At 33.9% G+C, this 23,976-nt stretch carries 21 protein-coding genes; 15 read left to right on the top strand and 6 right to left on the bottom strand.

All coding sequences use genetic code 11. The features are described 5' to 3' along the window. The first annotated feature begins 127 nt into the window (after window positions 1-127). The 6 genes from DRF65_RS22660 (at window position 128) to DRF65_RS29310 (ending at window position 7,418) form a co-directional block, all read left to right on the top strand. Window positions 128-1,855, top strand: coding sequence for a helix-turn-helix domain-containing protein (locus tag DRF65_RS22660; RefSeq protein ID WP_115973001.1), 1,728 nt, complete (start codon window positions 128-130; stop codon window positions 1,853-1,855). Between the two features lie 130 nt (window positions 1,856-1,985). Continuing rightward, the gene (locus tag DRF65_RS28605) at window positions 1,986-2,159 is read left to right on the top strand and encodes a hypothetical protein (RefSeq protein WP_165852296.1); all 174 of its coding nucleotides are present in this window, start codon (window positions 1,986-1,988) and stop codon (window positions 2,157-2,159) included. Window positions 2,160-2,196: 37 nt separating this feature from the next. Continuing rightward, window positions 2,197-4,380 (top strand): prolyl oligopeptidase family serine peptidase, encoded by a 2,184-nt coding sequence (locus tag DRF65_RS22655; RefSeq protein ID WP_115973000.1) that lies wholly within the window; start codon window positions 2,197-2,199, stop codon window positions 4,378-4,380. Further along, entirely contained in the window at window positions 4,380-6,572 is a 2,193-nt protein-coding gene (locus tag DRF65_RS22650) for a lantibiotic dehydratase family protein (RefSeq protein WP_115972999.1), read from the top strand. The genes DRF65_RS22655 and DRF65_RS22650 overlap by 1 nt, the downstream gene beginning before the upstream one ends. Beyond that, the gene (locus tag DRF65_RS22645; protein WP_228438893.1) at window positions 6,572-7,213 is read left to right on the top strand and encodes a thiopeptide-type bacteriocin biosynthesis protein; all 642 of its coding nucleotides are present in this window, start codon (window positions 6,572-6,574) and stop codon (window positions 7,211-7,213) included. Before DRF65_RS22650 ends, DRF65_RS22645 begins: the two co-directional genes overlap by 1 nt. A gap of 58 nt (window positions 7,214-7,271) precedes the next feature. Then, a complete protein-coding gene (locus DRF65_RS29310) occupies window positions 7,272-7,418 on the top strand; it encodes a lantibiotic dehydratase C-terminal domain-containing protein (RefSeq protein WP_394337826.1) in 147 nt (48 codons plus the stop codon). 346 nt (window positions 7,419-7,764) lie between these two features. On the opposite strand, the gene DRF65_RS22635 is transcribed toward DRF65_RS29310, so the two are convergent. Together DRF65_RS22635 and DRF65_RS22630 are read right to left on the bottom strand one after the other, a co-directional pair. Then, window positions 7,765-8,136: a transposase gene (locus tag DRF65_RS22635; RefSeq protein WP_115972997.1), complete on the bottom strand. Its 372-nt coding sequence runs from the start codon at window positions 8,134-8,136 to the stop codon at window positions 7,765-7,767. 170 nt (window positions 8,137-8,306) lie between these two features. Continuing rightward, window positions 8,307-8,651, bottom strand: coding sequence for a helix-turn-helix domain-containing protein (locus DRF65_RS22630; RefSeq protein ID WP_115972996.1), 345 nt, complete (start codon window positions 8,649-8,651; stop codon window positions 8,307-8,309). A 985-nt stretch (window positions 8,652-9,636) separates the two neighbouring features. Between DRF65_RS22630 and DRF65_RS22625 the strand changes: the two genes are divergently transcribed. From DRF65_RS22625 to DRF65_RS22615, 3 genes are all read left to right on the top strand, one after another. Beyond that, the gene (locus DRF65_RS22625) at window positions 9,637-12,654 is read left to right on the top strand and encodes a SusC/RagA family TonB-linked outer membrane protein (protein ID WP_115972995.1); all 3,018 of its coding nucleotides are present in this window, start codon (window positions 9,637-9,639) and stop codon (window positions 12,652-12,654) included. A 28-nt stretch (window positions 12,655-12,682) separates the two neighbouring features. Further along, complete coding sequence (locus DRF65_RS22620; protein ID WP_115972994.1) at window positions 12,683-14,071, top strand: RagB/SusD family nutrient uptake outer membrane protein; 1,389 nt, start codon at window positions 12,683-12,685, stop codon at window positions 14,069-14,071. A gap of 126 nt (window positions 14,072-14,197) precedes the next feature. After that, the gene (locus tag DRF65_RS22615; protein WP_165852295.1) at window positions 14,198-16,813 is read left to right on the top strand and encodes an alpha/beta hydrolase family protein; all 2,616 of its coding nucleotides are present in this window, start codon (window positions 14,198-14,200) and stop codon (window positions 16,811-16,813) included. A gap of 44 nt (window positions 16,814-16,857) precedes the next feature. Here the strand turns inward: DRF65_RS22615 and DRF65_RS22610 are convergent, their stop codons facing one another. From DRF65_RS22610 to DRF65_RS22600, 4 genes are read right to left on the bottom strand one after another with little or no spacing between them, the layout of a single operon-like run. Further along, window positions 16,858-17,133, bottom strand: coding sequence for a DUF6520 family protein (locus DRF65_RS22610; RefSeq protein WP_115972992.1), 276 nt, complete (start codon window positions 17,131-17,133; stop codon window positions 16,858-16,860). A gap of 22 nt (window positions 17,134-17,155) precedes the next feature. Continuing rightward, window positions 17,156-18,673: a DoxX family protein gene (locus DRF65_RS22605; protein ID WP_115972991.1), complete on the bottom strand. Its 1,518-nt coding sequence runs from the start codon at window positions 18,671-18,673 to the stop codon at window positions 17,156-17,158. A 10-nt stretch (window positions 18,674-18,683) separates the two neighbouring features. Beyond that, window positions 18,684-18,851, bottom strand: coding sequence for a hypothetical protein (locus DRF65_RS28600; RefSeq protein WP_165852294.1), 168 nt, complete (start codon window positions 18,849-18,851; stop codon window positions 18,684-18,686). A 17-nt stretch (window positions 18,852-18,868) separates the two neighbouring features. After that, window positions 18,869-19,096, bottom strand: a complete 228-nt coding sequence (locus DRF65_RS22600; protein WP_115972990.1) for a hypothetical protein — start codon at window positions 19,094-19,096, stop codon at window positions 18,869-18,871. Window positions 19,097-19,400: 304 nt separating this feature from the next. Here DRF65_RS22600 and DRF65_RS22595 point away from each other — a divergent pair, with 304 nt between their 5' ends. The 6 genes from DRF65_RS22595 to DRF65_RS22570 all read left to right on the top strand — a co-directional run bounded on the left by DRF65_RS22595 (window position 19,401) and on the right by DRF65_RS22570 (window position 23,949). Beyond that, a complete protein-coding gene (locus tag DRF65_RS22595) occupies window positions 19,401-21,047 on the top strand; it encodes a helix-turn-helix domain-containing protein (protein WP_123947417.1) in 1,647 nt (548 codons plus the stop codon). A 67-nt stretch (window positions 21,048-21,114) separates the two neighbouring features. Beyond that, complete coding sequence (locus DRF65_RS22590) at window positions 21,115-21,966, top strand: RteC domain-containing protein (protein WP_115972988.1); 852 nt, start codon at window positions 21,115-21,117, stop codon at window positions 21,964-21,966. Between the two features lie 166 nt (window positions 21,967-22,132). Beyond that, window positions 22,133-22,393 carry a helix-turn-helix domain-containing protein gene (locus DRF65_RS22585; protein ID WP_072922691.1) on the top strand — a complete coding sequence of 87 codons (261 nt, stop codon included), beginning with the start codon at window positions 22,133-22,135 and terminating at the stop codon, window positions 22,391-22,393. A 19-nt stretch (window positions 22,394-22,412) separates the two neighbouring features. Next, window positions 22,413-22,955, top strand: a complete 543-nt coding sequence (locus tag DRF65_RS22580; RefSeq protein WP_115972987.1) for a hypothetical protein — start codon at window positions 22,413-22,415, stop codon at window positions 22,953-22,955. Between the two features lie 32 nt (window positions 22,956-22,987). After that, window positions 22,988-23,239, top strand: a complete 252-nt coding sequence (locus DRF65_RS22575; protein ID WP_115972986.1) for a DUF3853 family protein — start codon at window positions 22,988-22,990, stop codon at window positions 23,237-23,239. Between the two features lie 2 nt (window positions 23,240-23,241). Further along, a complete protein-coding gene (locus DRF65_RS22570; protein ID WP_115972985.1) occupies window positions 23,242-23,949 on the top strand; it encodes a helix-turn-helix domain-containing protein in 708 nt (235 codons plus the stop codon). Window positions 23,950-23,976: the final 27 nt, after the last annotated feature.

The following is a 23,976-nucleotide window of genomic DNA, read 5'->3' as shown; positions in this document are numbered from 1 at the left end:
ATGAATTTAGGAATACTAAATACCTTTCAATAATTTGATAATCAGTAAAATAAATACATTTTTGAATTTATAAGATTGTAAATTTAATCGATTAATTTAATTGTGATATTTTTGCACAATAATACATATGATGAAATTTAGATACTTCATTTTACTAATCTTATTCTACCAATTATTTTATTCACAAAATAATTCAACTGATTCGTTAAAAAAATATTCTTATAATGATTTAAGCCAAAAATTCTATAGCTACAATAATAGTAATGAAATAAGAAACGCGAAAATAATCTCAAAATATTATCTTCAAAAAGCAAAATTTGAAAAAAAACAGGAACAAATATCTGAAGGATATGTAATGATGCATTTCAATGAAGATTTGCCTAATGCTTTAAAGTATCTGGATAGTTTACAAATAATTACAAATAATTCAAACAAAGACTATTATCCTGCAAGGATTTATCTCCTTCGCGGCAATCTGTATTCTAAATTTTATAATGTAAAAGCTGCGTTGGGTAACTATGTTTTGACTCTTGAGCATGCTAGAGAAAAAGGTAATATAAGACAAATTGCTTTTGCGGAGATTAGTATTGCATATCTTAATAATTATATTGGGAAATATCAGGATGCAGCAAATACATTACGTCATTATTTATATGATACAGATTATTTAGATAAAAAAGATTATGATAATATTCGTGTAAACCTGGCAGACACTTATATAGAAATTAATAAAATAGATTCTGCCCGAATTCTTATAGAAGAAGGATTACTTTCTAATTCTGAAAATGGTAATACCAATCAATATTATGGATATCTACTTGAGTCCGGATTTTATAATTTAAAAATAAAAAAATATAATATTGCCATTGAAAATCTAATACAATGCAAAAAATATTTTTTCAAAACCAATAATGCTAAAAATCAAAGCTATACCCTCTTGTTTTTAGGACAGTCCTATGCCGGACTAAAAGAAACAGAAAAGGCGATACAAACTTTTACACAGCTAGATTCCCATATTCAACAGAGTAAACATATATTTCCTGAGCTTAGAGAAGTATACCCTTATCTTATAAACTATTATAAAGAAAAAAATGATAAAGAAAAACAATTATATTTTATTGAAAAGTTTTTAAAAGTTGATCATATTTTAGATTCACAATTTAGATATATTTCTCGAGAACTTCCTAGACGATATGATAAGCCAAAAATTCTTAAAGAAAAAGAGAATATCATCAATGAACTAAAAAATAAAAAAACATTCTTTTATAGCTCTCTTGTAGCTTTATCATTGATATTAATAATATTTATATTTCTATACTACAAGTCTAAAAAAGCTGAAAAGCAACATAGAAAGATTGCTCAAGATTTGATCTATTCTGTTAATGAAAATAAAATCAAAAAAGAAGCCACGTCTATAAAAGAAACATTCTCTGGTAATCTTCAAGAGCAAGAAATTATAGAAGATAAAACAACGAAACCTATTTCAGAAGATGTAGCTCAAACTATTTTAAAAGAGCTTGAAAGTTTTGAAGCTAAAGAACAATTTATAAATAAAGGAATCACTTTGGGAAGTCTCGCAAAAAAGGCAAAAACCAATTCCAAATACTTATCTGAAATTATTAATACCTATAAGGGGAAAAATTTCGCAGTTTATCTAAATGATCTCCGTATTGACTACGCTATCAATAGATTAGCAAAAGACAAAAAGTTCCGTTCATATAAAATTTCTTCTATTGCAGAAGAATTAGGTTATAATACTGAACAAGCATTCACAATGGCATTTAAAAAACGAACAGGAACTCCACTTTCTGTCTATTTAAAAGAAATTGAAAGAATTGTAGACCCAACAGATTAGAAATCAAAAAATACATTTAAATAACTGAATTAAAATACCTTAAACACCCTAAATTCATGAATTTAGGGATATATTTAGTTCAAAATTAAAAAAATATTACTTCCTTTGCGCTGTATTTGATTTAATCAAAATGAAAAAACAAAACAAAAAAGAAAAAAAGTTATCTTTAGAAAAATTACAATTAGTAAAAATTAGTAATCCTAAAAAAATATTTGGTGGAACTAAACAATATGTGGATGGTTGTAACAATCCAGATAATGGAAGTGGCAATGACCAAGGTGGAGTTGGTGGAGTTGGATATTAATTAGTTTAATTTTTATTATCATTAATCCTTTAATCTGATGTATTATAAATTAATTTTCAGTCTTTCATTATTCATTATGATTTTTTCTAAAGCTCAAAAAAATAATCCAGCTTTGTCTGTACCTGCTACAGATGAACATTTTGAGATTAAGATAATTGATGAATATAGAAATTTGGAAGATTTAAAGGATCAGAATACTATAGATTGGATGAGGTCTCAAACTGAGTATTCAAACTCTCTTTTAAATACAATTCCCAATCGAAATTATTATTTAGAAAAAAGATTGGAACTTGACAAAAGACAAGGATACTCAATTTCAGATCTTAAAATTATAAGTAATGATAAATACTTTTATTTAAAAAGAAATGCCGGGGAAAAAACAGCAAAAGCCTATTGCAGGCAAGGATTTGAAGGAAAAGAAGAATTGCTTTATGATCCAGCTAATTTTAATAATAACCTTGGGGGTAAACATAATTATATAATTAATTTAATTAGTCCAAGCTGGGACGGAAGTAAAATAGTAATTTCTTTAACTGAAAAAGGGAAAGAGCTGTCTGAAGTAATAATTATGGATATAAGTACAAAAAAAATATATCCAGAGAGAATTACCAATACAAACCCTTCAAATATCGGGGGAATTAAGTGGCTGGAAGATAATAGCGGTTTTTTATATGTCTATTACCCAGTCATTGATATTACCTCAGAACAATTTAGAAAAGACACACAATCAATATTATATAAAATAGGAGATGATCCTAAAAAATTGAATAATGTCTTTTCAAATTCAAATAATCCTGATCTAAAAATCAGCAGGGAAGAATTCCCTGCTGTATTAGCTTTTAATCAAGATGATAAATATTATATTGGTATACTGGTAGATGCAGAAGATTTTAGGAAAACTTTTATTATTGATAAAAAAGATTTGTTAAATGGAAAAAATAACTGGCAACTGTTATATGATAAAGACAGTAAAGTTTATTCTATAAAATTATCAGGAGATGATATTTATTTTTTATCAGGCTATAATTCTCCTAACTATAAGCTATGCAGGAGTAGTGTAAAAACAAAGGATTTCAAAAATCCGGAAGTATTAGTTCCTGAAAAAAAGGATGAGGTTATTACTCAGTATGTACTTACGAAAGATGGAATTTATTATGCAACTACAAAAAACGGTGTAGAAGCAAAGTTATATTTTTACAAGGATGGGAAAGAAATTTCCATAAAGCTTCCATATGTTTCAGGAAATATAAGCTTACAATCAAAAGGTAAAGATTATTCAGATATATGGGTAAATTGTTCAGGGTGGGCAAATGAGGAACAGCGTTTTAAATATAATCTAATAACAAATACTTTCAAACCTGAAAATCTTGCTCCACTTACAGAATATCCTGAATTCAAAGATATTATAGTTGAGGAAACTACGATTAAGTCTTACGATGGAACAGAAGTTCCTTTATCCTTGATTTATAATAAAAATTTAAAAAGAGACGGTAAAAATCCTGTACTTATTCAAAGCTATGGTGCATTTGGAACATCTTTTTCTCCTTTTTTTGCAAGAAGTTACCTTGTATGGGCTAGTCAGGGAGGTATTTTAGCAATTGCCCATGTAAGAGGAGGAGGTGAAAAAGGTGTTCAGTGGCATATTGATGGACAAAAAACAAAGAAACCTAATTCTTGGAAAGATATGATTGCTTGTACAGAGTATTTAATTGAGAAAAAATATACATCTCCCAAAAAGGTTGCTATTTGGGGCGCTAGTGCAGGAGGAATAACAATAGGCAGAGCCATGATTGAAAGACCGGATTTATATGGTGCAGTAATAGTGGAAGCAGGAGTTTTAAATACAACAAGATATGAAGGTATTGGTGAAAATGGTTTTAAAGAATATGGAAATCCTAATAATTTAGATGAATTTAAAGGACTATTAGAAATGGATGCTTATCAACACTTAAAAAAGGGAATAAAATATCCTGCAACTCTAATTACTTCCGGAATTAATGATCCAAGAGTTGCTTCGTGGGTACCAACAAAGTTTGCGGCTAAACTATTATCCTATAATACTTCAAAGAACCCTGTTCTTCTAAAAGTAGACTACGAAGGAGGTCATGGAAAAGATATCCCTGTAGCACAAGCATATTCTACTTTGAGTGATATTTTCGCTTTTGCCTTCTGGCAATTGGGACATCCTGATTACCAGCCTAAAGAAAATACAAAAAAATAATGTCTCGTTTTCCCTATCAATTTTTTGATGAGTATGTTTTTCGTACTCCATTATTTTCACGTAATAAATTTCAGGAAAATGTAGAGAATCATGAAATTTCTAATGAAAAATTAAAAATAATTTGTAGTAATTCTGTTTTTCAGGAAGCTATCTATCTTGCATCACCCTATGTATATAATGAATTAATCCGATGGCTTAATTCAGAAAAAGAATTTTCATCAAAGGAATTTCAGAAGCTCAAAACTACAATTCTAAAGTATTACAGTAGAACCAGTACGAGATGTACTCCTTTTGGATTATTTTCAGAGGTGGGTTTGGGAAGATTCAATAATGATCCAAAATTAAACTATGATTCTAACCTCGGGAAAATAAGAGACACCAAGTTAGATATGCACTTTCTTGTTGGTTTGACTCAACATTTTGCACGAACTTTAGAAATTAGAAATCAGCTGTTATTTTTTCCTAATAATAGTATTTACAAAGTTGGATGTAAAATCCGGTATGTTGAATATGAGTATACTAAAGAAAAAAGAGAATACATCATTTCTGCGGCTTCTCTATCTACGGAATTAGAGCAGATATTAGATTTCTCCGCACAAGGTAAAACGATTGATCAAATTGCAGATATTCTTATTAGTGAAGAAATAACAGAAGATGAAGCCAAGGAGTTTGTTGAAGAATTAATTGATAATCAAATTTTAGTAAGTGAACTAGAACCTATTGTTGCAGAAAATGATTTTTTAGAAGTAATAGTTGCTGTTTTAAACAGAATAGACGCTAAAAATGAAATTGAAACTTTACTTTCCATACAAAGAAAGCTAGGACAATTAGATCAGATAATAGGAAATCCAATTTCATGTTATAATGAAATAGAAAAATTGATTCAATCTTTTAATGTCGGATATAAATTAAACCATCTTTTCCAGACTGATGTATATTATCAAGAAGCATTAAAACTTTCTTCATTTTGGAAAAAAGAATTAAAACAAGGGATCAGCTTTCTCAATAAAATAACCTCTTATCAAAAGGAAACTCATTTGGAGAAATTCAAAACAGCATTTCTTGAAAGATTTGAAACACAAGAAGTTCCCTTGAGCTATGCTTTAGATACAGAAGTAGGTGTCGGTTATAGAAAGGATGTCACCACAAAAGGGATTCATACCTATCTTGAAGATTTAGAACTTCCTTTATCTCAAGAACGATTAAATTTAACAATAGAGCTTGACCCAATTCAGCAAATTTTAAATGAGAAAATTCAGGAAGCTTTATTAAGCAATCAATATATAATCAAATTATCAGACGAAGTTTTTGAAAATTTTGAAGAAAACTGGAATGACCTTCCCAATACAATTTCTTTTATGGCTGAAATTGTTTCTGAAAAAAATCAAGAAAAGCTATTTTTAAATGGTGGCGGCGGAAGTAGTGCGGCAAATTTGCTGGGAAGGTTTTGTTCTGAAAAATCAGAAGTGCAGAATTTGACTAAAATAATTGCAGAAAAAGAGGAAGAGTTAAACCCAAACTGTATTTTAGCAGAAATCATTCATTTACCCGAAGCACGAATAGGGAATATTATAAGAAGACCAACACTCCGACAATATGAAATTCCTTACCTAGCTCAGTCTGTTTTGCCGAAGGAAAACCAAATATTGGTAGATGATCTATTTATTTCTTTAAAAAATGATAGGATTGTTTTACGTTCGAAGCAGCTAAATAAGGAAATCAAGCCTTATCTGACAAATGCTCACAATTACTCAGTAGACCCTTTGCCTGTTTACCATTTCTTATGTGATTTGTATTCTCAAAATATTCGATCAGGACTTTATTTTAATTGGGGAGATTTAAAGCATATTTATAACTTTTTACCAAGAGTTGAATATAAAAACATCATTTTATCAAAAGCTTCTTGGAAAATAACTGATAAAGAAATAAAGAAATTTTTATTATTAATAAACAATAAAGACCAACTTTTTACAGAATTGGGCAACTGGAGAAAGTTGAAGCAAATTCCGCAATGGATACAATGGGTTAAATCAGATAATAAGCTTACTGTAAACTTAGAAAATTGTGATCTGGTAAAAATGTTTATTGATTCTGTGAAGAATGAGGAATTCATTATCATCGAAGAATTTTTGTATAATGAAAATGGCGATTTTAAACATGAGCTTATTTTCCCGATGTATAAAGAAAGTTAATGGAAATTCAAAGAAAATTTATTCAAGGAAGTGAATGGTTGTACCTGAAAATCTATACGGGTGTAAAGACAACAGATATTATTTTGGAAGAAGCTATTGCCCCGTTAGTAGAATACTTTCAAGAGAATCAACATATTTCAAAATGGTTTTTCATCCGTTATAATGATCCGAAACCACATTTGAGAGTAAGGTTTATGTTAAATAATACTGATGATTATAGCAAAATCCTTGACAAAATCAATGAAGCTCTGCAAGAATATATAGGCAGTGGAGAAATATCAAATATTTTGATTGACACTTACAATAGAGAAATTGAGAGATACGGACAAAATACAATGGGAGATTCTGAAACCCTATTTCATAAAAACAGTAAATTTACCCTGCAATGTTTGCATTACGAGGATGAGGAGAAAATTATAGTCAGTCTTTTTTACATTGATGAAATTCTAAATAGACTCAACCTTTCAGCTCATGAAAAGCTAGAATGGATCAAAAATTTCAATGCTGCCTTTAAGCAGGAATTTAATGCAGATAAAAAACTTAACTCTCAACTGGATAAAAAATATCGGGAATTCAAGCCAAAATATCTAGACTTTCTTCAATCAGACGAGTTTTTAGAAGAGATATGCTGTTATTTCTAATATTGAGGAAAGCAATTCAGTAATACATAATATTCTTCATCATAATGAAAACCAGTCTTTGGGAATATCGTTACAAAGCCTTATCCAAAGCATATTACACATGAATATGAACAGGCTTTTTGTTTCTAACCAAAGACTGTTTGAAATGATCATTTATGATTATTTATTGAGAGATTATAAAACAGAGCTTTTTAAGAATTATTAAGAAAAGCTTTTAGAAAAAGATGGGAACTTCGCTTACAATTTACTACTTGGGGCTCGTGCAAACTGTAGATTTTATCTTTTGTACCTCGTTCCTGAGTTAATGCCTTTCGGTAAATCTCAAATTCTTGTAGATAATTTCTCAAAATTGATTCGGGTAGTTTCCTTACCATTCTTGCCCTCTTTTGTCTTCTTGGATGAGGACCAAAATAAGCATCTCTTAAGAGTTGTTTGCTTACTCTTTTATAGCTTTGTCTTTGAGTAATGCCCTCTTTTTCTGCTATCTTTGTACAATTTGCTATCATTTTTTTTGCTAATTTGGCATCGGTAGGAAATGTGATATTTTTTTCTTAAACCGTGGTATTGATCTGAACCTCGTCTTGCGTTTTGGCTTTAGGATGAAGCGATACGCTTTGTCCTAAAAGAAATTCTAATCCTTTTTTTCCAATTCTTTTACGGAAATGGATAAACTGGCTGGGATCAAAAGGTCCTTTGATTTGAAAAAAATCCTCTCCTGTAAAATATTGCAAATAAGCATTCTCTATCCAACGTTCTACAATGCTTTCGTCACTCTCATTAAACATTTCCTTAAGCAAAAGCATTCCTGCCATTTTGCGAATGGGAATCGAGGGTCTTCCACGCTCTGAAAACAAATCTGAAAACTTAAGCTCAATTTTATTCCAAGAGATCTCTTGTGCTAATTTTACCAACGCATGATCCATATTAAGCTGTTCCGTAAGTCTTGTCTTGAATAAATTGATGTAATTCTCCCTAGCATTTGCCTGTTTTTATACCCTAAAATACTGTTTTTTGCAATTTTATACAAGCCTAACCGCTGTTTGTTTTGATTAAATTATAGATAATCAAGGCTTTAAACAGATTTTAAGGATGACTAAATAGCTTCAATTTTTATAATCTCACTATTCATCACTTTTGTAAATGTGTCATTCATCGTCTGCTTCACAGTAACTCTAATTTTGTCATTCTCAGGAGTAGGGAATTCCATCAGATCAGAAATGTTTTTAAAACCAAAAGCTTTGCAAAGTAAAGTTATATGACGAGTGGAATATTTATGTCTTTGAGTATAAGATTCTACATTACCTATAAATGATTTTGCTAACCCCATTTTTAGGCTTAATTCTTCTTTATTCAGCCCTGCTGATTCTCTTAGAATTCTTACATGATTAATAAGATCAAAGTCAAATTGGGTGATTTCAAAATTAATTTTTTTTTCCATTAAAGTATATTTTTTTAATCCAACCTGTTGGATATTTAAATTTTATTCTTATATTTGTTTTAGCGAATTGATTATTAATCTACAAGAGTTTAATAAAACGATGTCTTCTCGAGTCAAAACGACCAATTTTCCATCGAGAAACTCGTGAAATCGCTCCATGTCAAAAAGTTTCTTACTTTTGCATACGGCATGCGAGCGGTTCTCACGTATACTTTAGGTGGAAACTCTAAACTTCGGTTTAGTAGTGGGTTTGGTCGCCCTTGACTCTAAAGTGTGAGACCGCTCCTTGCTTTTTGCAGGAATTCTTCTCATACATTAAAGCATCGTTCCATATATTAATCTATATTTATGAGGACGACATTTTCAACCATTCTGCTTATTTGCCCTCCGGAATAGTCCGGCAGCATTGCAGATTAAAAAAAACTTACAGCTCTTTACCAACACTGTCTGCAATAAAGTAACAGGCAGGGTATAGTATTATTAATAGCTGCCACATTCCGAAATTCCTTTAATAGTAAAAGGAAAGCCAGATTATACTTTAAACTCACACCTTAAAAGTACTTGCTTTCTTTTAATTTTCCAAATTATTTTCAGCACGAAGGGAGTTTAATAAAAAAACAAATTGTGAATTGTCTATCTAATCATTAGGATGGAACTGTTTAATTTGTAGTTAAATGAATTTTTCATTCGGGTTTTACAATAGGGTGTACAACCTATTGCAGCTTATTAAGCTTTTAAGAGACAAATTTTCAACATTCATGTTAATATTTCCCGGTGCTTTCTGATCACCGATGCTTAGAGAGTACCCGGGATTTTCACAAAACACAAATTAACTATAAAACGAGTATCATGAAACCATTAAATCCATACTACGACGACTCCTAAAGCATTTCTACTACATTATATTATAAAAAAAGCCCTTTCCCTTAAAGTTGACCGCTTGGCAGGAAAGAGCAATTGTTTAATTATAAACATTTACAAACTTATGAAAAAATCCTATACCGGCATAGGAGGGATTTCTTTTGCCCTTATGCTGACGGTTTTTTGCGGCTCTTTAAAAGCTCAAACAAGAACCGTATCAGGAATTGTTGAGTCGGAGGGACAGCCTCTTTCAGGAGTCGGCATCTCTCAGGAAGGAAGCCATGAAGTTACGATCACAACTAAAAATGGCAGTTATGAACTTCAAGTTACAGGAGAAAATCCTGTTCTTATTTTCAGGCATCCACACTATACTGAACAAAGAATTTCCGTTCAGGGTAAATCTGTTCTCAATATTTCTTTGACTCCAGTTCCTGAAAAAGTAAGCAGTATTGAAGAGGTTGTGCTGAATGCAGGCTACTACAAGGTCAAGGAAAAGGAAAGAACGGGAAGCATCGCCAAAGTCTCAGCTAAAGAGATTGAAAATCAACCTGTGACTAATGTGTTATCCGCAGCACAGGGAAGAATGGCGGGAGTCAGTATTACCCAAAACAGCGGTGTTCCGGGTGGGGGCTTTGACATTCAGATCAGGGGAAGAAACAGCCTCAGAACAAGAAGCAACAGCACAATTGACGGCAACCAACCACTCTATGTTATAGACGGTATTCCGATTGGAGGAAGTGTCGTTTCGCCTTATTCAGGAACGATTTTACCAGAAGCCAGTATCAATCTCCTTAACAGCATCAACCCAAACGATATTGAATCCATTGAAATTCTAAAAGATGCCGATGCCACCGCCATTTACGGTTCAAGGGGAGCTAATGGTGTGGTTCTCATCACCACCAAAAAAGCCAAAAAAGGAAAATTATCGTTAAGCTTGAATACCTCTTATGCCCTAAGTGAGGCCTTCTCGAATTTGAAAATGATGAATACCGAGCAGTATTTGGGTGTAAGAAGACAGGCTTTTGCGAATGACGGAATTACTAATTATCCTGCCACAGCGTATGATGTGAATGGAGTATGGGATCAGAACCGCAATACGGACTGGGGTAAAACATTAATTGGAAATACTGCAACTTCTTCCAATACCCAGCTGTCTTTAAGCGGAGGAAGTGAAACCACAACTTTTTTACTCAGTCTGGGACATCAAGAACAGACAACTGTTTTTGGCAGAGATTTTAGGTATAAAACCAACAATATTTCGAGTAATATCTCGCACCGGTCTTTGGATAAGAAATTTATGCTGAATTTATCCAATCTTTTTTCGATGCAGGAAAACAATGTCATGAATCAGGACATTACAAGAAATGCTTTTTTATTATCACCGAATGCTCCTGCTTTATATGACGGAAACGAGAACCTGAACTGGGAGAACAATACGTTTAATAATCCTGTAGCGGCATATAATGCTACCTATTCCAATAAAAACCTGCAATTTCTGAATAACTTCAGTACAGAATATGAAATCTTCACAAATTTCAGGATTAAATTAAACAGCGGACTTAATTATCAGACTTTTGAAGAGTGGTCTTTAATTCCCCATACCATTTACAATCCCTCATCAGGATTAACCCCAGCCTATTCACAGGCTTATACTGCAAACAGCAATAAGCTCTCATTCATTGTAGAGCCCCAATTAAATTATTTATTTAAAAAAGGAAAACATCAATTAGATGTTTTAGCTGGCGGAACCTATCAAAGTGATGTCACTAATCAAGAGTCCCTTCAGGGATACGGATTCCAAAGTAATGCCTTTATCCAGAATATCGGATCTGCACAAACCAAGATTATTTCTGATCTGGTGAAAACAGAATATAAATATGCAGCGGTATTCGGAAGAATTAATTATCAGTTTGACCATAAATATATCCTGAATATTACGGGAAGAAGAGACGGAAGCAGTCGATTTGGTACGAATAATAAATTTGCCAATTTTGGTGCAGTAGGAGCTGCATGGTTATTCTCCAAAGAAGATTTATTCAAATCTCTCAACTTAAAATGGCTATCCTTTGGAAAACTGAGAGGAAGTTACGGTTCTTCCGGAAGTGATAATATCGGGGATTATCAGTACAGGGATACTTTTATTACTTCATCAACACTTATTTATAACGGAGTCGTAGGATTATCCCCGTCAAGATTATTTAATCCGGATTTTAGCTGGGAGAAAACGGTAAAACTGGAAACGGCACTGGAACTAGGATTCTTTAATAACCGCTTGAATCTAACTGCTGCATGGTACAGAAACCGTTCTTCTAATCAACTCATCGGCTACCAGTTAACTGCCATAACCGGATTTACCTCCGTACTAGCCAATTTGGATGCGACGGTTCAGAATACAGGACTGGAAATTGAACTCAGTGGAAAACCAATTTCATCAAACAATTTCAAATGGGACACCAGTTTTAACATCAGTTTTCCAAAAAATAAACTGATCTCTTTTCCGGGATTGGAAGGTTCCACCTATGCGAACTCCTATGTAATCGGAGAACCCATTTCTATTGTCAAATTGTATCATTTAGAAGGTATTAATCCACAGACAGGACAATACCAGTTTACGGATTATAATAAAGATGGTAAAATTACTTCCCCTGACGACAGACAGGTGATTAAAAATATCGGGATCGAATTTTTCGGAGGGCTTAACAACAGTTTCACTTATAAAAACTGGAATCTTTCATTCCTAATTCAGTTTGTAAAGCAGCAGAACAGGAACTATAATTACATCATGCCTTCTCCGGGAATTATGAGCAATCTTCCGGTTGAAGCCCTTAACGTATGGTCACCCCAAAGCCCTGATGGTTATTACATGCCGTATCATTCTACTTCCACCGCTTCCCATATTTTATTTCAGGGCAGCGATGCGAGTGTTTCAGATGCATCATTTATTCGGTTGAAGAATCTTCAGCTAGGATACAGAATCCCGATAGAAAGTAATAAAAGTATCATCAAAGAAGCGAAACTCTACTTTCAGGGACAGAATTTGTATACATGGACAAAATATTTTGGGGTTGATCCCGAATTCTCTTCCATCGGCTTTTTGCCGCCTTTAAGAACCTATTCAATAGGAATGCAGATCAGTTTTTAATCAAAAACAAACCCTAAAAAAGAAAAAAATGAAAACCTATATCAATACCATAACCTATATCCTTTTTCTCATCCTCTTACAATATTTCTTTGTGTCCTGTGAGAAAATGATCGATGTGGATTTACCACAAAACCAAATCCCTTCAGAACAGGTATTTGAAGATGTGCAGACTGCGGATGCGGCTTTGGCAGCTTTATACAGCGGATTATGGGATAATTCCCCTTTAGCCGGAGATCAGACCGGAAAATTGTTAGGAACTTATACCGATGATCTTTCGTATTATGCCACGACGTCTACCAACGGGATTTTAGACTTATATCAGAATAACCACACTGATTCCAATGCAGCAGTATATGCGTATTGGGCTTCTGCATATCAGAAAATTTATATGGCAAATGCTGTTATAGAAGGAATAGAACAATCTGTCTCCCTTTCTACAGCGGATAGGAACAGATTGAAAGGAGAGGCCTTATTAATCAGGACCATGTTATTTTTCTATTTACAGCAAATCTATGGTGATATTCCAATGCCGACGACTACAGATTATAATATCAATAAAGTTCTCCCTAAAACCAGCTCCAATGAAGCTTTAACAAAAATTGAAGCAGATCTAAATATAGTAATAAACTTAATCTCTGATTATTACCACAATCCAGAAAGAATTTTCCCCAACAAAAAGGTTGCTGAGTTGATGCTCGCCAAAGTTTATATGGCTCAGAATACACCAGCTAAGTGGGTAGAAGCGGAAATTCTGTTAAAAAATATTATCCAAAGCCCTTTGTACACTTTCCAAAATGATGTTACAAAAGTCTTTACCAAAACAGGAACTCATATTTTATGGCAGTTAAAACCAAAGAATCCGGGAGATGCTGTAAAGGAAGCCAGCATCTACTATTTCACGGGTGCAGCTCCTTCTTCTTTTGCTCTATCTCAGGATCTGGTAAATGCTTTTCCGGCGGGAGACTTAAGAAAACAAAGCTGGATGACTCCTATAACTGTGGGTGGAAACATATGGTATAGGGCAGAGAAATATAAAAACAGATCAAATAATACCACAGAATATTCGGTGGTTTTCCGCCTTGAAGAAGTGTATTTGCTTTTAGCCGAAGCGTTGGCTCAGCAGGATAAGCTCACGGAAGCGTTACCGTATCTGAATAAAACAAAACAAAGAGCGGGACTGGTTGCCATCACGAATCCTGTTTCCAAAGAAAATTTGCTCAGTGAAATTCTATCAGAAAACAGAAAAGAATTTTTCACCGAGTTCGGGCACCGTTTTTTTGACCTGAAAAGACTGAACAAATTACAGACATTACAAGCTACAAAACCCAACTGGAAAGAATTTCACAGGATATTCCCGATTCCTCAGAAAGAAATATTACTGAATGCTAACCTTAATCCACAGAATGCAGGGTATTAAATGTAAGTAGTAATGATAAACAAGAGGTAAGAAGAAAATGAATCAAGTAAAAATGAAAGCGCTGAAATGAAAATGAAAGCAAAAAAATATAGACAAACAAAACTGAGGAGCAGCATGTTTAATAGAATGCAAAAATTGTTGGTGTTCATATTTTTGATGGGTTTAACGGCAACGCAACTGCTTTTTGGGCAAAAAACCGAGACTAATAATAATCTTAAAAAAGATAAAGACACCTTAGAGGTTTGGATGTCAAAGTTTTATACTATTACTAATCTCAAAGCATTTCCCAATGACCGTTATGTACTGGTTACTAAAACCTATAAAAAGAATAACGATACGATATTGGTTTTTAATTCACAAAATCCTGACCAGCTTATTCACAAATTGGTTAAAAGAAATAACACTATTTTTCTGGACAATGATAAGTTACTCGCTTTAGGAGATGGAAAAGCAGAATTGTTACATTTAAAAACCGGTCAAAAGAAGGTTTATGAAAATGTGCAGAGAGCTGAAACTTTAGATAAAGGCGGACACTATTTTATTTTGGACAAAGATAAAAGCCTGAATCTGTACGATAAAAATGGTAAGCTTATCAATTCTGTTTCGGGTGTTTCACAATATACCAGCGATAAAAAATCAAAAATTTTTATTGCTGAAAAAGAAGAAAATAAACAAACGAAAGAAAATACAAGTATTGTATCAGTTATACTCAGTGACAACAAAAGCAGCAAAGAAAATAATTCAAACAAAGAAACTTTGTATTCCACAGAAAATGAAATCACGAAACTGGAATTAGCCCCTTCAGGAAAATATTTGATTGTTACGGAAAAAGCTCAGAATTCGGATCATTTGCAGGTTACTTTTCTACCTACAAGCCAAAGCATGTCTACAAATCAGAGAAACGCTGATACGAAAAGAGGTTTCAAAAGCTTTTCGGGAAAAGCGGATTTTGTTACCATTACTGAAATCGGGTACGGGAAATCCTATTTCATTGATTTTGACAAAAGGATTCCCTCTATAAAAGAGGAAATGGTGGAGGTATGGTACGGGTCTGATAAAAATTTGAGGAAAAAGAAATACGGGACACAGGAGCATGAATACCAAATTTGGAACACTGCTACAAATCATTCAGAAAAGCTTAGAACAGATCGTTTTTCAACATTTGCAGCCATGGGGAGCAGCCATTATTTTTTAGCTTTTAATACCGAAGAGGAATTTAATTATGTCAATACATCTCTTGTATTTTCAATATATCTTTATGATATAACCGATAAATCTTACCATTCCCTTTTTACCGCTTCCTCTAAAATTACAGGAACAAAAGATGGGACGTATATTGTAGGATTTGGGGAAAATCAAGGAAACTGGGTTTTGTATGATCTTACATCGTTTACGAAAAACAAGCTGCCCAGTCCGTCTTTTATCACTGAAAAAGGGCTTAAAAATCCTGTATTCAGCAGTGATAACCGGTTTTTATTCTTTGAAAGTGATAATGGTCTTTGGCAATTTGATATAAAGGCTAAAAAGATGAGCCCGGCAGGAATTGCTAAAGGAAAAGAAGTCAAAATAATGGATAAGAAAACCTGGCCCGCTTATGCACAATATAATGCAAGGTTTGAAGTAAGCGCTATAAACCTTCAAAAACCAATGCTGTTAAAAGTACGTGATAAAAAGAATAACCTGACCTCTTATATCAATTGGAGAAGAGGGAAAACAGAAACACTCATCCCACCGACTCAGAACAGAATTAAAGACATCCAATATAATCAGGACACGGGCAGTATTTTCAGTATTGAAGAAAACTATAACACCCCACCTGTACTATATCGGTATGAAACTCAATTCAAAAACAAAGAAAATAGAAAAACACAAATATTCAGATCGGGAAAAGAAGACAAAATCATTAAAAATCAAAAACAGGAAATTTTATCATATACCAATACAGCAGGAACACCTTTAAAAGGAACATTGTATTATCCCATAGGTTTTAATCCCAATCAAAAATACCCGATGGTGGTAAGGATTTATCAGCAACAGGCTGAATCCTGTGGTATTTATCCTATTCCTGATTATGATGAGGATGGCTTTAATGTGAGATTACTGTTGGAACATGGATATTTTGTATTTCTTCCGGACATTATTTATGATGCAAGAGGAACAGGAATCTCAGCATTGGATTGTGTAAACAGTGGACTGGATCAATTGCAATCACATCCCAATATTGACCAAAAGAGAATAGGACTCACGGGGCATTCCATGGGAGGCTATGAAACGAATTTTACTGCAACGAGATCAAACCGTTTTGCAGCCTATATTTCCGGAGCTTCGGTAAATAATATTGTAAGATTTTATTTTTCTTATAGTACCCATTTTAACATAGCTAATTATGCAAGATTCGAAAACGGACAATTTGAAATGAGTGTTCCTTTTTCAGAGAATAAAGAAAAGTATTTTAAGAATAATCCGATTGATGATGTAGAAAAAGTAAGTGCTCCGATGCTTTTATGGGCAGGTTTAAAAGATGAAAATGTCACTCCCGATCAGACGATGGCATTTTACACAGGACTTTTACGAAACCGAAAACCCGTTATTGCTTTGTTATATCCTGACAAGGAGCATGATTTGGGTAGAGGTAGTAAAGAGAGTGAAGATCTAAATCTAAAGACCTTGGAATGGTGGGGATATTTCCTGAAGGATGAGAAAAATGTTTCGTGGATAAATAAAGAGATGAGAAAATACTGAAAATTAATATAAAAAAGCCGCCTCACCGGAGGCGGCTCATTTAATTACGGCTGAATCTCATGTAATGTGATTCCGCACATCGTTGGTGACACTAAGCTTTGAAGTGGCGTACTTCCATCCACTGACCAAGTACAAACTGGTCCTTGATTAACGTCACTACAGTCTTTCTCTGCATTTACGCAGCTGAACTGTCCACCTCCAAGGTTTACTACTCTGTAACCCTGTACAATTGCTTTTTTGTTTTCTTTTGCTACTTTGGTAGCAAACGCTGAGCCTGTTCCTAATAGTACTAGGGCTACTGGAAAAATGAATTTTCGCATAAAATAAAATGTTATTTGTTGCCTACTCTTTGGACCGGTTTTCGGCTTCCCCGGATGTAAAATATTTGGTTATGGGTTTTGTAAACTGGTATTGGATAATTTTATCATTGATAATGACATACAGATATTTATCCGTAACCATAAAATCAGAAATACTGTGTTTATCTTTTTTAAAGAGGTAAAAGCTTCCTACATATTCAGGCTTATCCGTTCTGTAAACATCAACTATACTGGCTTCCTTCCATGCTTTTTTAGATTCATGCTTTCCCATAAGATCAGACTGGTTAAATAAAAGATTTTTATGAACAGCCGAACGAAGATTCACTTTTAATGGTGGAGCACTCATCTTATGAATTCCGTCAGCAAGGCGTTTTGACTCTATTTTAGCAAGCCGCACCGTATCTATGGTATTCATTTTCTTTTGAACATTCAGGTCTGCATCCATAACAATAAACTGGTTTCTGTAGGTATAGGTATAAATAAGCTGTGACCGGAAGTTGTCTGCAATAAAACTTCCATCAATATCAAAAACACCGTCAATTTGTTTTTGAAGTATATCAGGACGTAACTGAAGCTTTTTATTACCTGCATTTAAATTGAAATCAGCTAATACGAATTGCTGGGTTTCACTGCTTTGTGTTCTTAAGGCAAAGTGAAGAGAATCTAAAACGATCAGCTGGTTGAAATAAGCATCCTGCAGGCTGATGGTTCGTGCCTTAGAATCTCCTATCTTTCCTCTGAATATAACGGGTACGGTTCCATCATGAATATAGTAGTAAGGCGCTTTAACCGCTAATTTAAGATTCCGGAAAGGATGCTTCATGTTATCCAAATTGATCCTTATGGACGTTTGATTTGATAAAGCCGTATTGACCGTTAAAAGAGTTTGAGGAAATTTTCTGTTTCCGAGGTAGATGTTTTCGTTATCATACCCAGCAAAATAATAGTGGGAATCACTCAGCTGTAAGCTTTTCTCCTCCAGTGTGGGATGCATCATAAACCTGCGGGTAAAATTATTTTCCTTTTTTATGATCTGCTCTGACGAAAAAAACAAATAGACGACCACAGAAGTATTGAGAGCAACCACTGATATCATGCGGATACAATACGTTGAAAATCTTTTACTGCTCTTTTCCTCAATGATAATAATAGCTGTTATTGCTAGGAAAACACATGCGATATTGAATATCAGGTGTTCTGTCCATCCTAATTTTTCTAAAATGCCTCCGCAGGAACAGGGTATAAATTCACTGTAATTAAGGATGAGAAAAATATACACAGTAAATGCAACCATGATTCCCAAAGAGGCGTAGAGTCCTAATCGTTTTGTGCTTGTGAAAATGAGTGCAAGCACAATCAACAGTTCTATAATAATCACAGCATAAGAAACAAATCCCGCATAAGCACTTAACAGAGGAGATTGCGCAATCTGCACCTGAAAATTTTCAAAATCAAATATTTTACTGATTGCTGCATAGCAAAACAGGAGGATAAAAAAGTAAGCAATCCATATTGGAAGCTGTGTTAGTTTCTTTTTCATAATAAGATTTTTAACAATGGTATAATAATGTCCAGAGTACTTTTACGCCACAATAATTAGGCATAGGTGATTTTTCATTTACCGTAATGGTAGTAGTGAGAGGTCCTATGGTTTTCCATATTCCACTAACGGGACAGTTCTTTCCCGATTCAATGATGAGTGGCGGCTGAGTTTCCATGCTAATTTAAAATTTGGTTACTTACTGGCTTTCCAGTTGTCCCGATCTTTTGGAGGATCGGTTTGACCGATTTCCGGTTCTTTTTCAAGTTTAGTACTGTCTGCTTTTGAGACAATTCTTTCTGTCGTAATAATAGGCACATCCGGATATGGAATATGCGGAAGGTTTTCTTCGCGACAGGATAAAATAACAATTGAAAGTAAAATTCCCGCAACAATATGCAGTGTCAATATTTTGGTTTTCATGATTTAGGGATTAAAAAATTAACAATCCCCGGCCGGTAGTTTTTTAGAATTCTGAAAGCGAATTTAGAGCATGAATTTTTCGAAAAAAAAGGTTGGTTGGTACGATTTATAAATTTTCAGGGTACGATTTATAAATCGTACCAATGAATTCTTTTGTGTAATTAATTGTAAATCAGTTTGTTTTAGCGGATTTATTAGGTGTAATTCCTAAAGTGCTGAAATAATTTTTTGCTTTGTCTATTTTGCTTAATTTTGAATCATATTTATAATATCATTAACATTATTTTGTTAAATTATTTTTATATTGAATAATATATTTTGTTTTTGTGTTTTCTTTTGCTTTTTGGTCAATGGTCAGAAATATTCTGATTACAGAGTACGCTATGATAATTTTGAAGAAAACGATGAACGTGCCCTTGAGTTTGTCAATGCATATATCAAAGAAGCGAAAACATTTAAAAATTATAAGGAGCTGACCCAGGCGTATCGGGACGCTGTCAGCTTTTCGAGAAATAAAAAAATAGAATATGCAGATAGTGCTGTATGGGCTGCTAACCAGGCATGTGACCCCGATCTTATTGGTAATTCCTATCTTACCAAAGGAAGTGTTTACTATTTTACTTACAGAAAATACCAGAAGGCCCTTGATGAGTATCTGAGGGCTTGGAAATACCTTAATGAAAGTAAAGATCCCTATCTACGTCATAAGAATATGTACCATATAGGAGTGGTCAAAAGTTATCTTGGATATTATGATGAAGCGTTTACACTTTTTTCAAAATGCCGTTCCTATTATAGAGACACCTTTGTGCCCTCAAATTTTCCAAACCTTCGGTATAATATGAAGAAAGGTTATCTGAACAGCCTTCATCAGATGGGTATCTGCCTATTTTATCTGAAAAAAACAAAAGAAGTTTCCCCACTCATTGATGAAGGATTGCAGGCATCAGCTGATGATAAAAATTTTTATATAGAGAGAAGCTATTTTTATAAGCTCAGCGGGATTTTAACCTATCTAAAGGAGAAAGACAAAGAAGCCTTATATGACTTTAATATCGCTTTGGCAGGGATTGAAAAGAAAAGTGATTTTACCAATACATCGCTGATCTATTATTTAAAAGGTAAAATTCTCTTAAGAAATCATAAAAAAAATGAGGGTATTAATTATTTAGAAAAAGTAGATAGTATTTTCCTGGAGCGAAATTTTGCCCATCCTTCGGTAAGAGAAGCTTTTGAGCTGCTTATCACACATTACAAGGATAAAAATGATAATAAGAAAGAACTGTATTATACCAAACAATTATTGCAATTTGACCGGGTGATGCATCATGATTTTAAATACCTTTCAGGAAAGATCATTAAAGAATATGATACCAATGACCTGCTTATATCCAAAAAAGAGTTAGAATCTTCTGCTTTTTACGGATATATTGTGGCCGGGATTTCTTTCGGTGCTCTGCTCGTGGTTTCTGTAAGGTATTATAAGGTAAGAAAAAGTGTTAAAAAGTACCAGATTCCCGCTGATCAGACTTTAGGAGAAGAGGAGAATAAAGATACGGTTCCAACCAAATTATCTAAGCTGCCTGAAAAGCTGGTAGAAGAAATATTGGATAAGCTCGAAATTATGGAGCAAAACAGATTTTATTTAGAAAAAGGGATTACCCAAAATCAGCTTGCCAAAAAGCTGAAAACGAATACCGCGTACTTATCGGAAGTAATCAATGAATATAAAGGTGCGAACTTTAGTACATACCTCAATCGCTTGCGGATCGAGTATGCTAAGGAAATGATAACAACCAGTGCACAATGGCGGAAGTATTCCATTGAAATCATAGCTCATGAATGTAGATTTTCCAACAGGTCCAATTTCTCCAAACTCTTTACTGAATTAACTACTTTCACTCCCCCTGAGTTTATTCAAAAGATTAAGGATGAGAGCGGTGAACCTTAGCTTTATTATATTTATTAACAGCTTTATCATTTTTGATAATTAAAAATTTCTACTTTTTATTTAAAATATGCATGCTAACTTGTTTTTTAAAAAGTGTCAGCGATTACAACTGACTTTAGAGAAAAGGCTTGAACAGATCGGCTTTGAACAGAAAAATGATCCTATTAGTTTATATGAGAGATCATTAATGGAAATAGATTCTGCTATAAGAATCATTAAACAGGAGGTAAGTTCATTTGAGTTTTCGACTGTTGCGGACGAAGTATGTTTTTTCAAGGAAATCAAGCCGGCTTTTATTTCGCAGTTTATTTATTTTTCAAAGCTTTTGTCGGTTGAAGCAGCCAAACCCAATGCAGGGGAATTAAGCCTGAAAGAATATTTTGAATGTGAATTGGAAGTATTGAAAAATTTTTATGAAGACCATATGGACTTTTACGAGTATTACAGGCGTAAAGCCACCTATCTTGACCAAAAATATTTTGTCAGGAATCAATTTGACCTGAAAACCAAAATAGCATCCGGTCTTTATGATTATGATGAAAAATTTGCTACTTCACATGACCACCTAATTTCACAGATCATTGCCAATGACCGCTTGGAAAAATATCTTTTGAAATCCATTGCTGAAATTAACGTGTATGTATACGAAAAGATAACTGATAAATCTCCGCTCCAATGGTCGGCTTCAAAATCTGCCTTGGTGGAACTTTTATATGCGCTCCACAATACCCGCTCATTTAATGGGGGTAATATTGAATTTAGCGAGGTTATTAAATTTACTGAAAAGTCACTCAATATTAACCTGGGAAACTTTTATAAGACACTTCATGAGATAAAAAGCAGGAAAATTAACCCAACTAAATTCCTTCAGCACCTAAGTGATAATTTAAATCAATCTTTCCAGGATAGTGATCAATAGGCATTTTTTTCCTGTTTCTAGACTACAAATCAAATTATTAGTAGTTTTTCCACAATTCTTTTATTGATAAGGGTTATATAAAAATCTTTCGGTAGTACCGAAGACCTACCGAAAGAAATCCCGCCTGATTCCCAAAATTTGTCAAGTAAACAAATTTTTTGAAATCATGGCAATATCCATTATCACCAAAGAAGATCTCCAGCAATTTAAGACTGAATTACTGGAAGATATTAAAGACCTGCTTCAGGTAAGAACGACAGAACAAAAATTATGGCTTCGTACCTCCGAGGTCAAAAAACTTCTGAATATTTCTTCAGGAACCTTACAGAATCTTAGGATCAACGGAACCCTGTCTTACACGAAGATAGGGGGGATCCTGTATTATAATTACAAGGACATTGAGAAATTGCTTACGGATTCTAAATAACCACAGAAAACAGGAAATCATGAATCAGACTAAAGATATTATCAGTTTTTTTGCCCATGTGGTTAAAGACAGCCGGCTGTATCCTTCCCATATCAGTCTCTATGTAGCACTTTTCCAGTGTTGGAGCATGAACAGGTTCCAAAGTCCTTTTCGTATCTGCCGTACAGAGGTAATGGGACTAGGTAAGATAAAGTCTTTAGGAACTTATCATAGGTGCATTAAAGAGCTACATTTGGCCGGATTTATTATGTATTTCCCCAGTTACGACCCTTATAAAGGAAGCTTAATTGAGATTGTAGATTTTGATCAGCCTGAATCATTAATAAACAAAACATTCTGGGAGCAAAAATTATCAGCACAAAAAGAAAGCCTCTTTTCTGTGCCTACATTTTATGAAGTAGAACTGTATTTTAATGAACGTGACTTGCCCTCTGCTCAGGCACATCAATTTTATTCATTGTATAATTCTAAGAGATGGAAATTAAGAGGCGGGAAATTAATGAACAGCTGGCAGGCTGCTGCAAGGAGCTGGATTTCTAAGGAAAGAAAAATCGGCAGCTAAAATGTAAGGTTTTCCATAAAAGAAAAAATAAAATGAAAAAAATAGATCCGCAAACACCTCTTTGGAAGCTGACGGTTGAGGAATTTTTGGAAATTATCAAAAACTTTGGTTCTGAAAACAGGCATGAGTACGGACTGAAAGGATTAGCCAAAGTTCTGGGCTGTTCCGTTTCAAAAGCTTCGGAAATCAAATCCTCCGGAATGTTGGATGAAGCCATTATACAAAAGGGAAAGATTATCATTATAGATAAGCAAAAAGTACTGGAGCTTTTTGGACGGAAATAACGATGTATTATCAGGAACTTACACAAAAGTTTTGGGAATTTGGCCCGAAAGCACAACTCAGTACCACTGCTGTTGCACTATATCTGTATCTGCTGAAATTGGCGAATGATAATAACGGATACAATGTTAGTGTTTCCGATAGAGCGATTGGTGATACATTAGGAGTAACAAGAAAAACGGTAAAATCTGCCAGGGAAGCACTTCGGAAGTCGGGGCTGGTTCAGTATGAAAGCAGAAACGGGTATTCCTGTTCTTACAGAATACTGCTGAATTATCCTTTACCAACCCTCAGCCAAGAAAAAGAGCAAAAGTTAGAAATCAAACATTTTCCCCAGGTATCGATCGCAGAAGAAAATGAAAATTTACCATCGGTAGACTTATCTGCCTTAAATACACCTGAAACTACAGAACAGGAGGAGAAAGCATCCTTTTATAATGATAAGGCTGAACCTTTTAAAATAGTCAACAAGCCTTCTTTGGAGGAATTTATGGACTATGCCTATACGCTTAGTGGTTTTGAAGAATCAATGAATCCCGATATTAAAGAGAAATACGCTTTGTGGGCGGGTAATGATTGGTGCAATAATTTAGGAAAACCGATAACCAACTGGAGGTCCTCTTTGAAAAACCTTTTGCCCTATATAAAAAACAGGACAGATAATGAACAGCTGTCTTTAGAGTCAATCCCTACTATCAAACCTCCAAAGTAAGCATTGATGTTTATCTATTTAAAATTT

The sequence above is a fragment of the Chryseobacterium pennae genome (assembly GCF_003385515.1).
Classification (GTDB): Bacteria; Bacteroidota; Bacteroidia; order Flavobacteriales; family Weeksellaceae; genus Chryseobacterium; species Chryseobacterium pennae.
Note: the sequence above shows the minus strand (reverse complement) of the source record. Positions and strands in the feature narration are given on the sequence as shown.

Excerpts from the sequence above, each read along its gene's own strand:
- DRF65_RS22630 (WP_115972996.1), bottom strand. The coding sequence starts at position 8,651 with ATGGAAAAAAAAATTAATTTTGAAATCACCCAATTTGACTTTGATCTT.
- DRF65_RS22575 (WP_115972986.1), top strand. The coding sequence starts at position 22,988 with ATGAAAAAAATAGATCCGCAAACACCTCTTTGGAAGCTGACGGTTGAG.
- DRF65_RS22585 (WP_072922691.1), top strand. The coding sequence starts at position 22,133 with ATGGCAATATCCATTATCACCAAAGAAGATCTCCAGCAATTTAAGACT.
- DRF65_RS28605 (WP_165852296.1), top strand. The coding sequence starts at position 1,986 with ATGAAAAAACAAAACAAAAAAGAAAAAAAGTTATCTTTAGAAAAATTA.
- DRF65_RS22570 (WP_115972985.1), top strand. The coding sequence starts at position 23,242 with ATGTATTATCAGGAACTTACACAAAAGTTTTGGGAATTTGGCCCGAAA.
- DRF65_RS22650 (WP_115972999.1), top strand. The coding sequence starts at position 4,380 with ATGTCTCGTTTTCCCTATCAATTTTTTGATGAGTATGTTTTTCGTACT.
- DRF65_RS22660 (WP_115973001.1), top strand. The coding sequence starts at position 128 with ATGATGAAATTTAGATACTTCATTTTACTAATCTTATTCTACCAATTA.
- DRF65_RS28600 (WP_165852294.1), bottom strand. The coding sequence starts at position 18,851 with ATGGAAACTCAGCCGCCACTCATCATTGAATCGGGAAAGAACTGTCCC.
- DRF65_RS22605 (WP_115972991.1), bottom strand. The coding sequence starts at position 18,673 with ATGAAAAAGAAACTAACACAGCTTCCAATATGGATTGCTTACTTTTTT.
- DRF65_RS22620 (WP_115972994.1), top strand. The coding sequence starts at position 12,683 with ATGAAAACCTATATCAATACCATAACCTATATCCTTTTTCTCATCCTC.
- DRF65_RS22625 (WP_115972995.1), top strand. The coding sequence starts at position 9,637 with ATGAAAAAATCCTATACCGGCATAGGAGGGATTTCTTTTGCCCTTATG.
- DRF65_RS22655 (WP_115973000.1), top strand. The coding sequence starts at position 2,197 with ATGTATTATAAATTAATTTTCAGTCTTTCATTATTCATTATGATTTTT.
- DRF65_RS22610 (WP_115972992.1), bottom strand. The coding sequence starts at position 17,133 with ATGCGAAAATTCATTTTTCCAGTAGCCCTAGTACTATTAGGAACAGGC.
- DRF65_RS22645 (WP_228438893.1), top strand. The coding sequence starts at position 6,572 with ATGGAAATTCAAAGAAAATTTATTCAAGGAAGTGAATGGTTGTACCTG.
- DRF65_RS22600 (WP_115972990.1), bottom strand. The coding sequence starts at position 19,096 with ATGAAAACCAAAATATTGACACTGCATATTGTTGCGGGAATTTTACTT.
- DRF65_RS22635 (WP_115972997.1), bottom strand. The coding sequence starts at position 8,136 with ATGGATCATGCGTTGGTAAAATTAGCACAAGAGATCTCTTGGAATAAA.
- DRF65_RS22615 (WP_165852295.1), top strand. The coding sequence starts at position 14,198 with ATGCAAAAATTGTTGGTGTTCATATTTTTGATGGGTTTAACGGCAACG.
- DRF65_RS22580 (WP_115972987.1), top strand. The coding sequence starts at position 22,413 with ATGAATCAGACTAAAGATATTATCAGTTTTTTTGCCCATGTGGTTAAA.
- DRF65_RS22590 (WP_115972988.1), top strand. The coding sequence starts at position 21,115 with ATGCATGCTAACTTGTTTTTTAAAAAGTGTCAGCGATTACAACTGACT.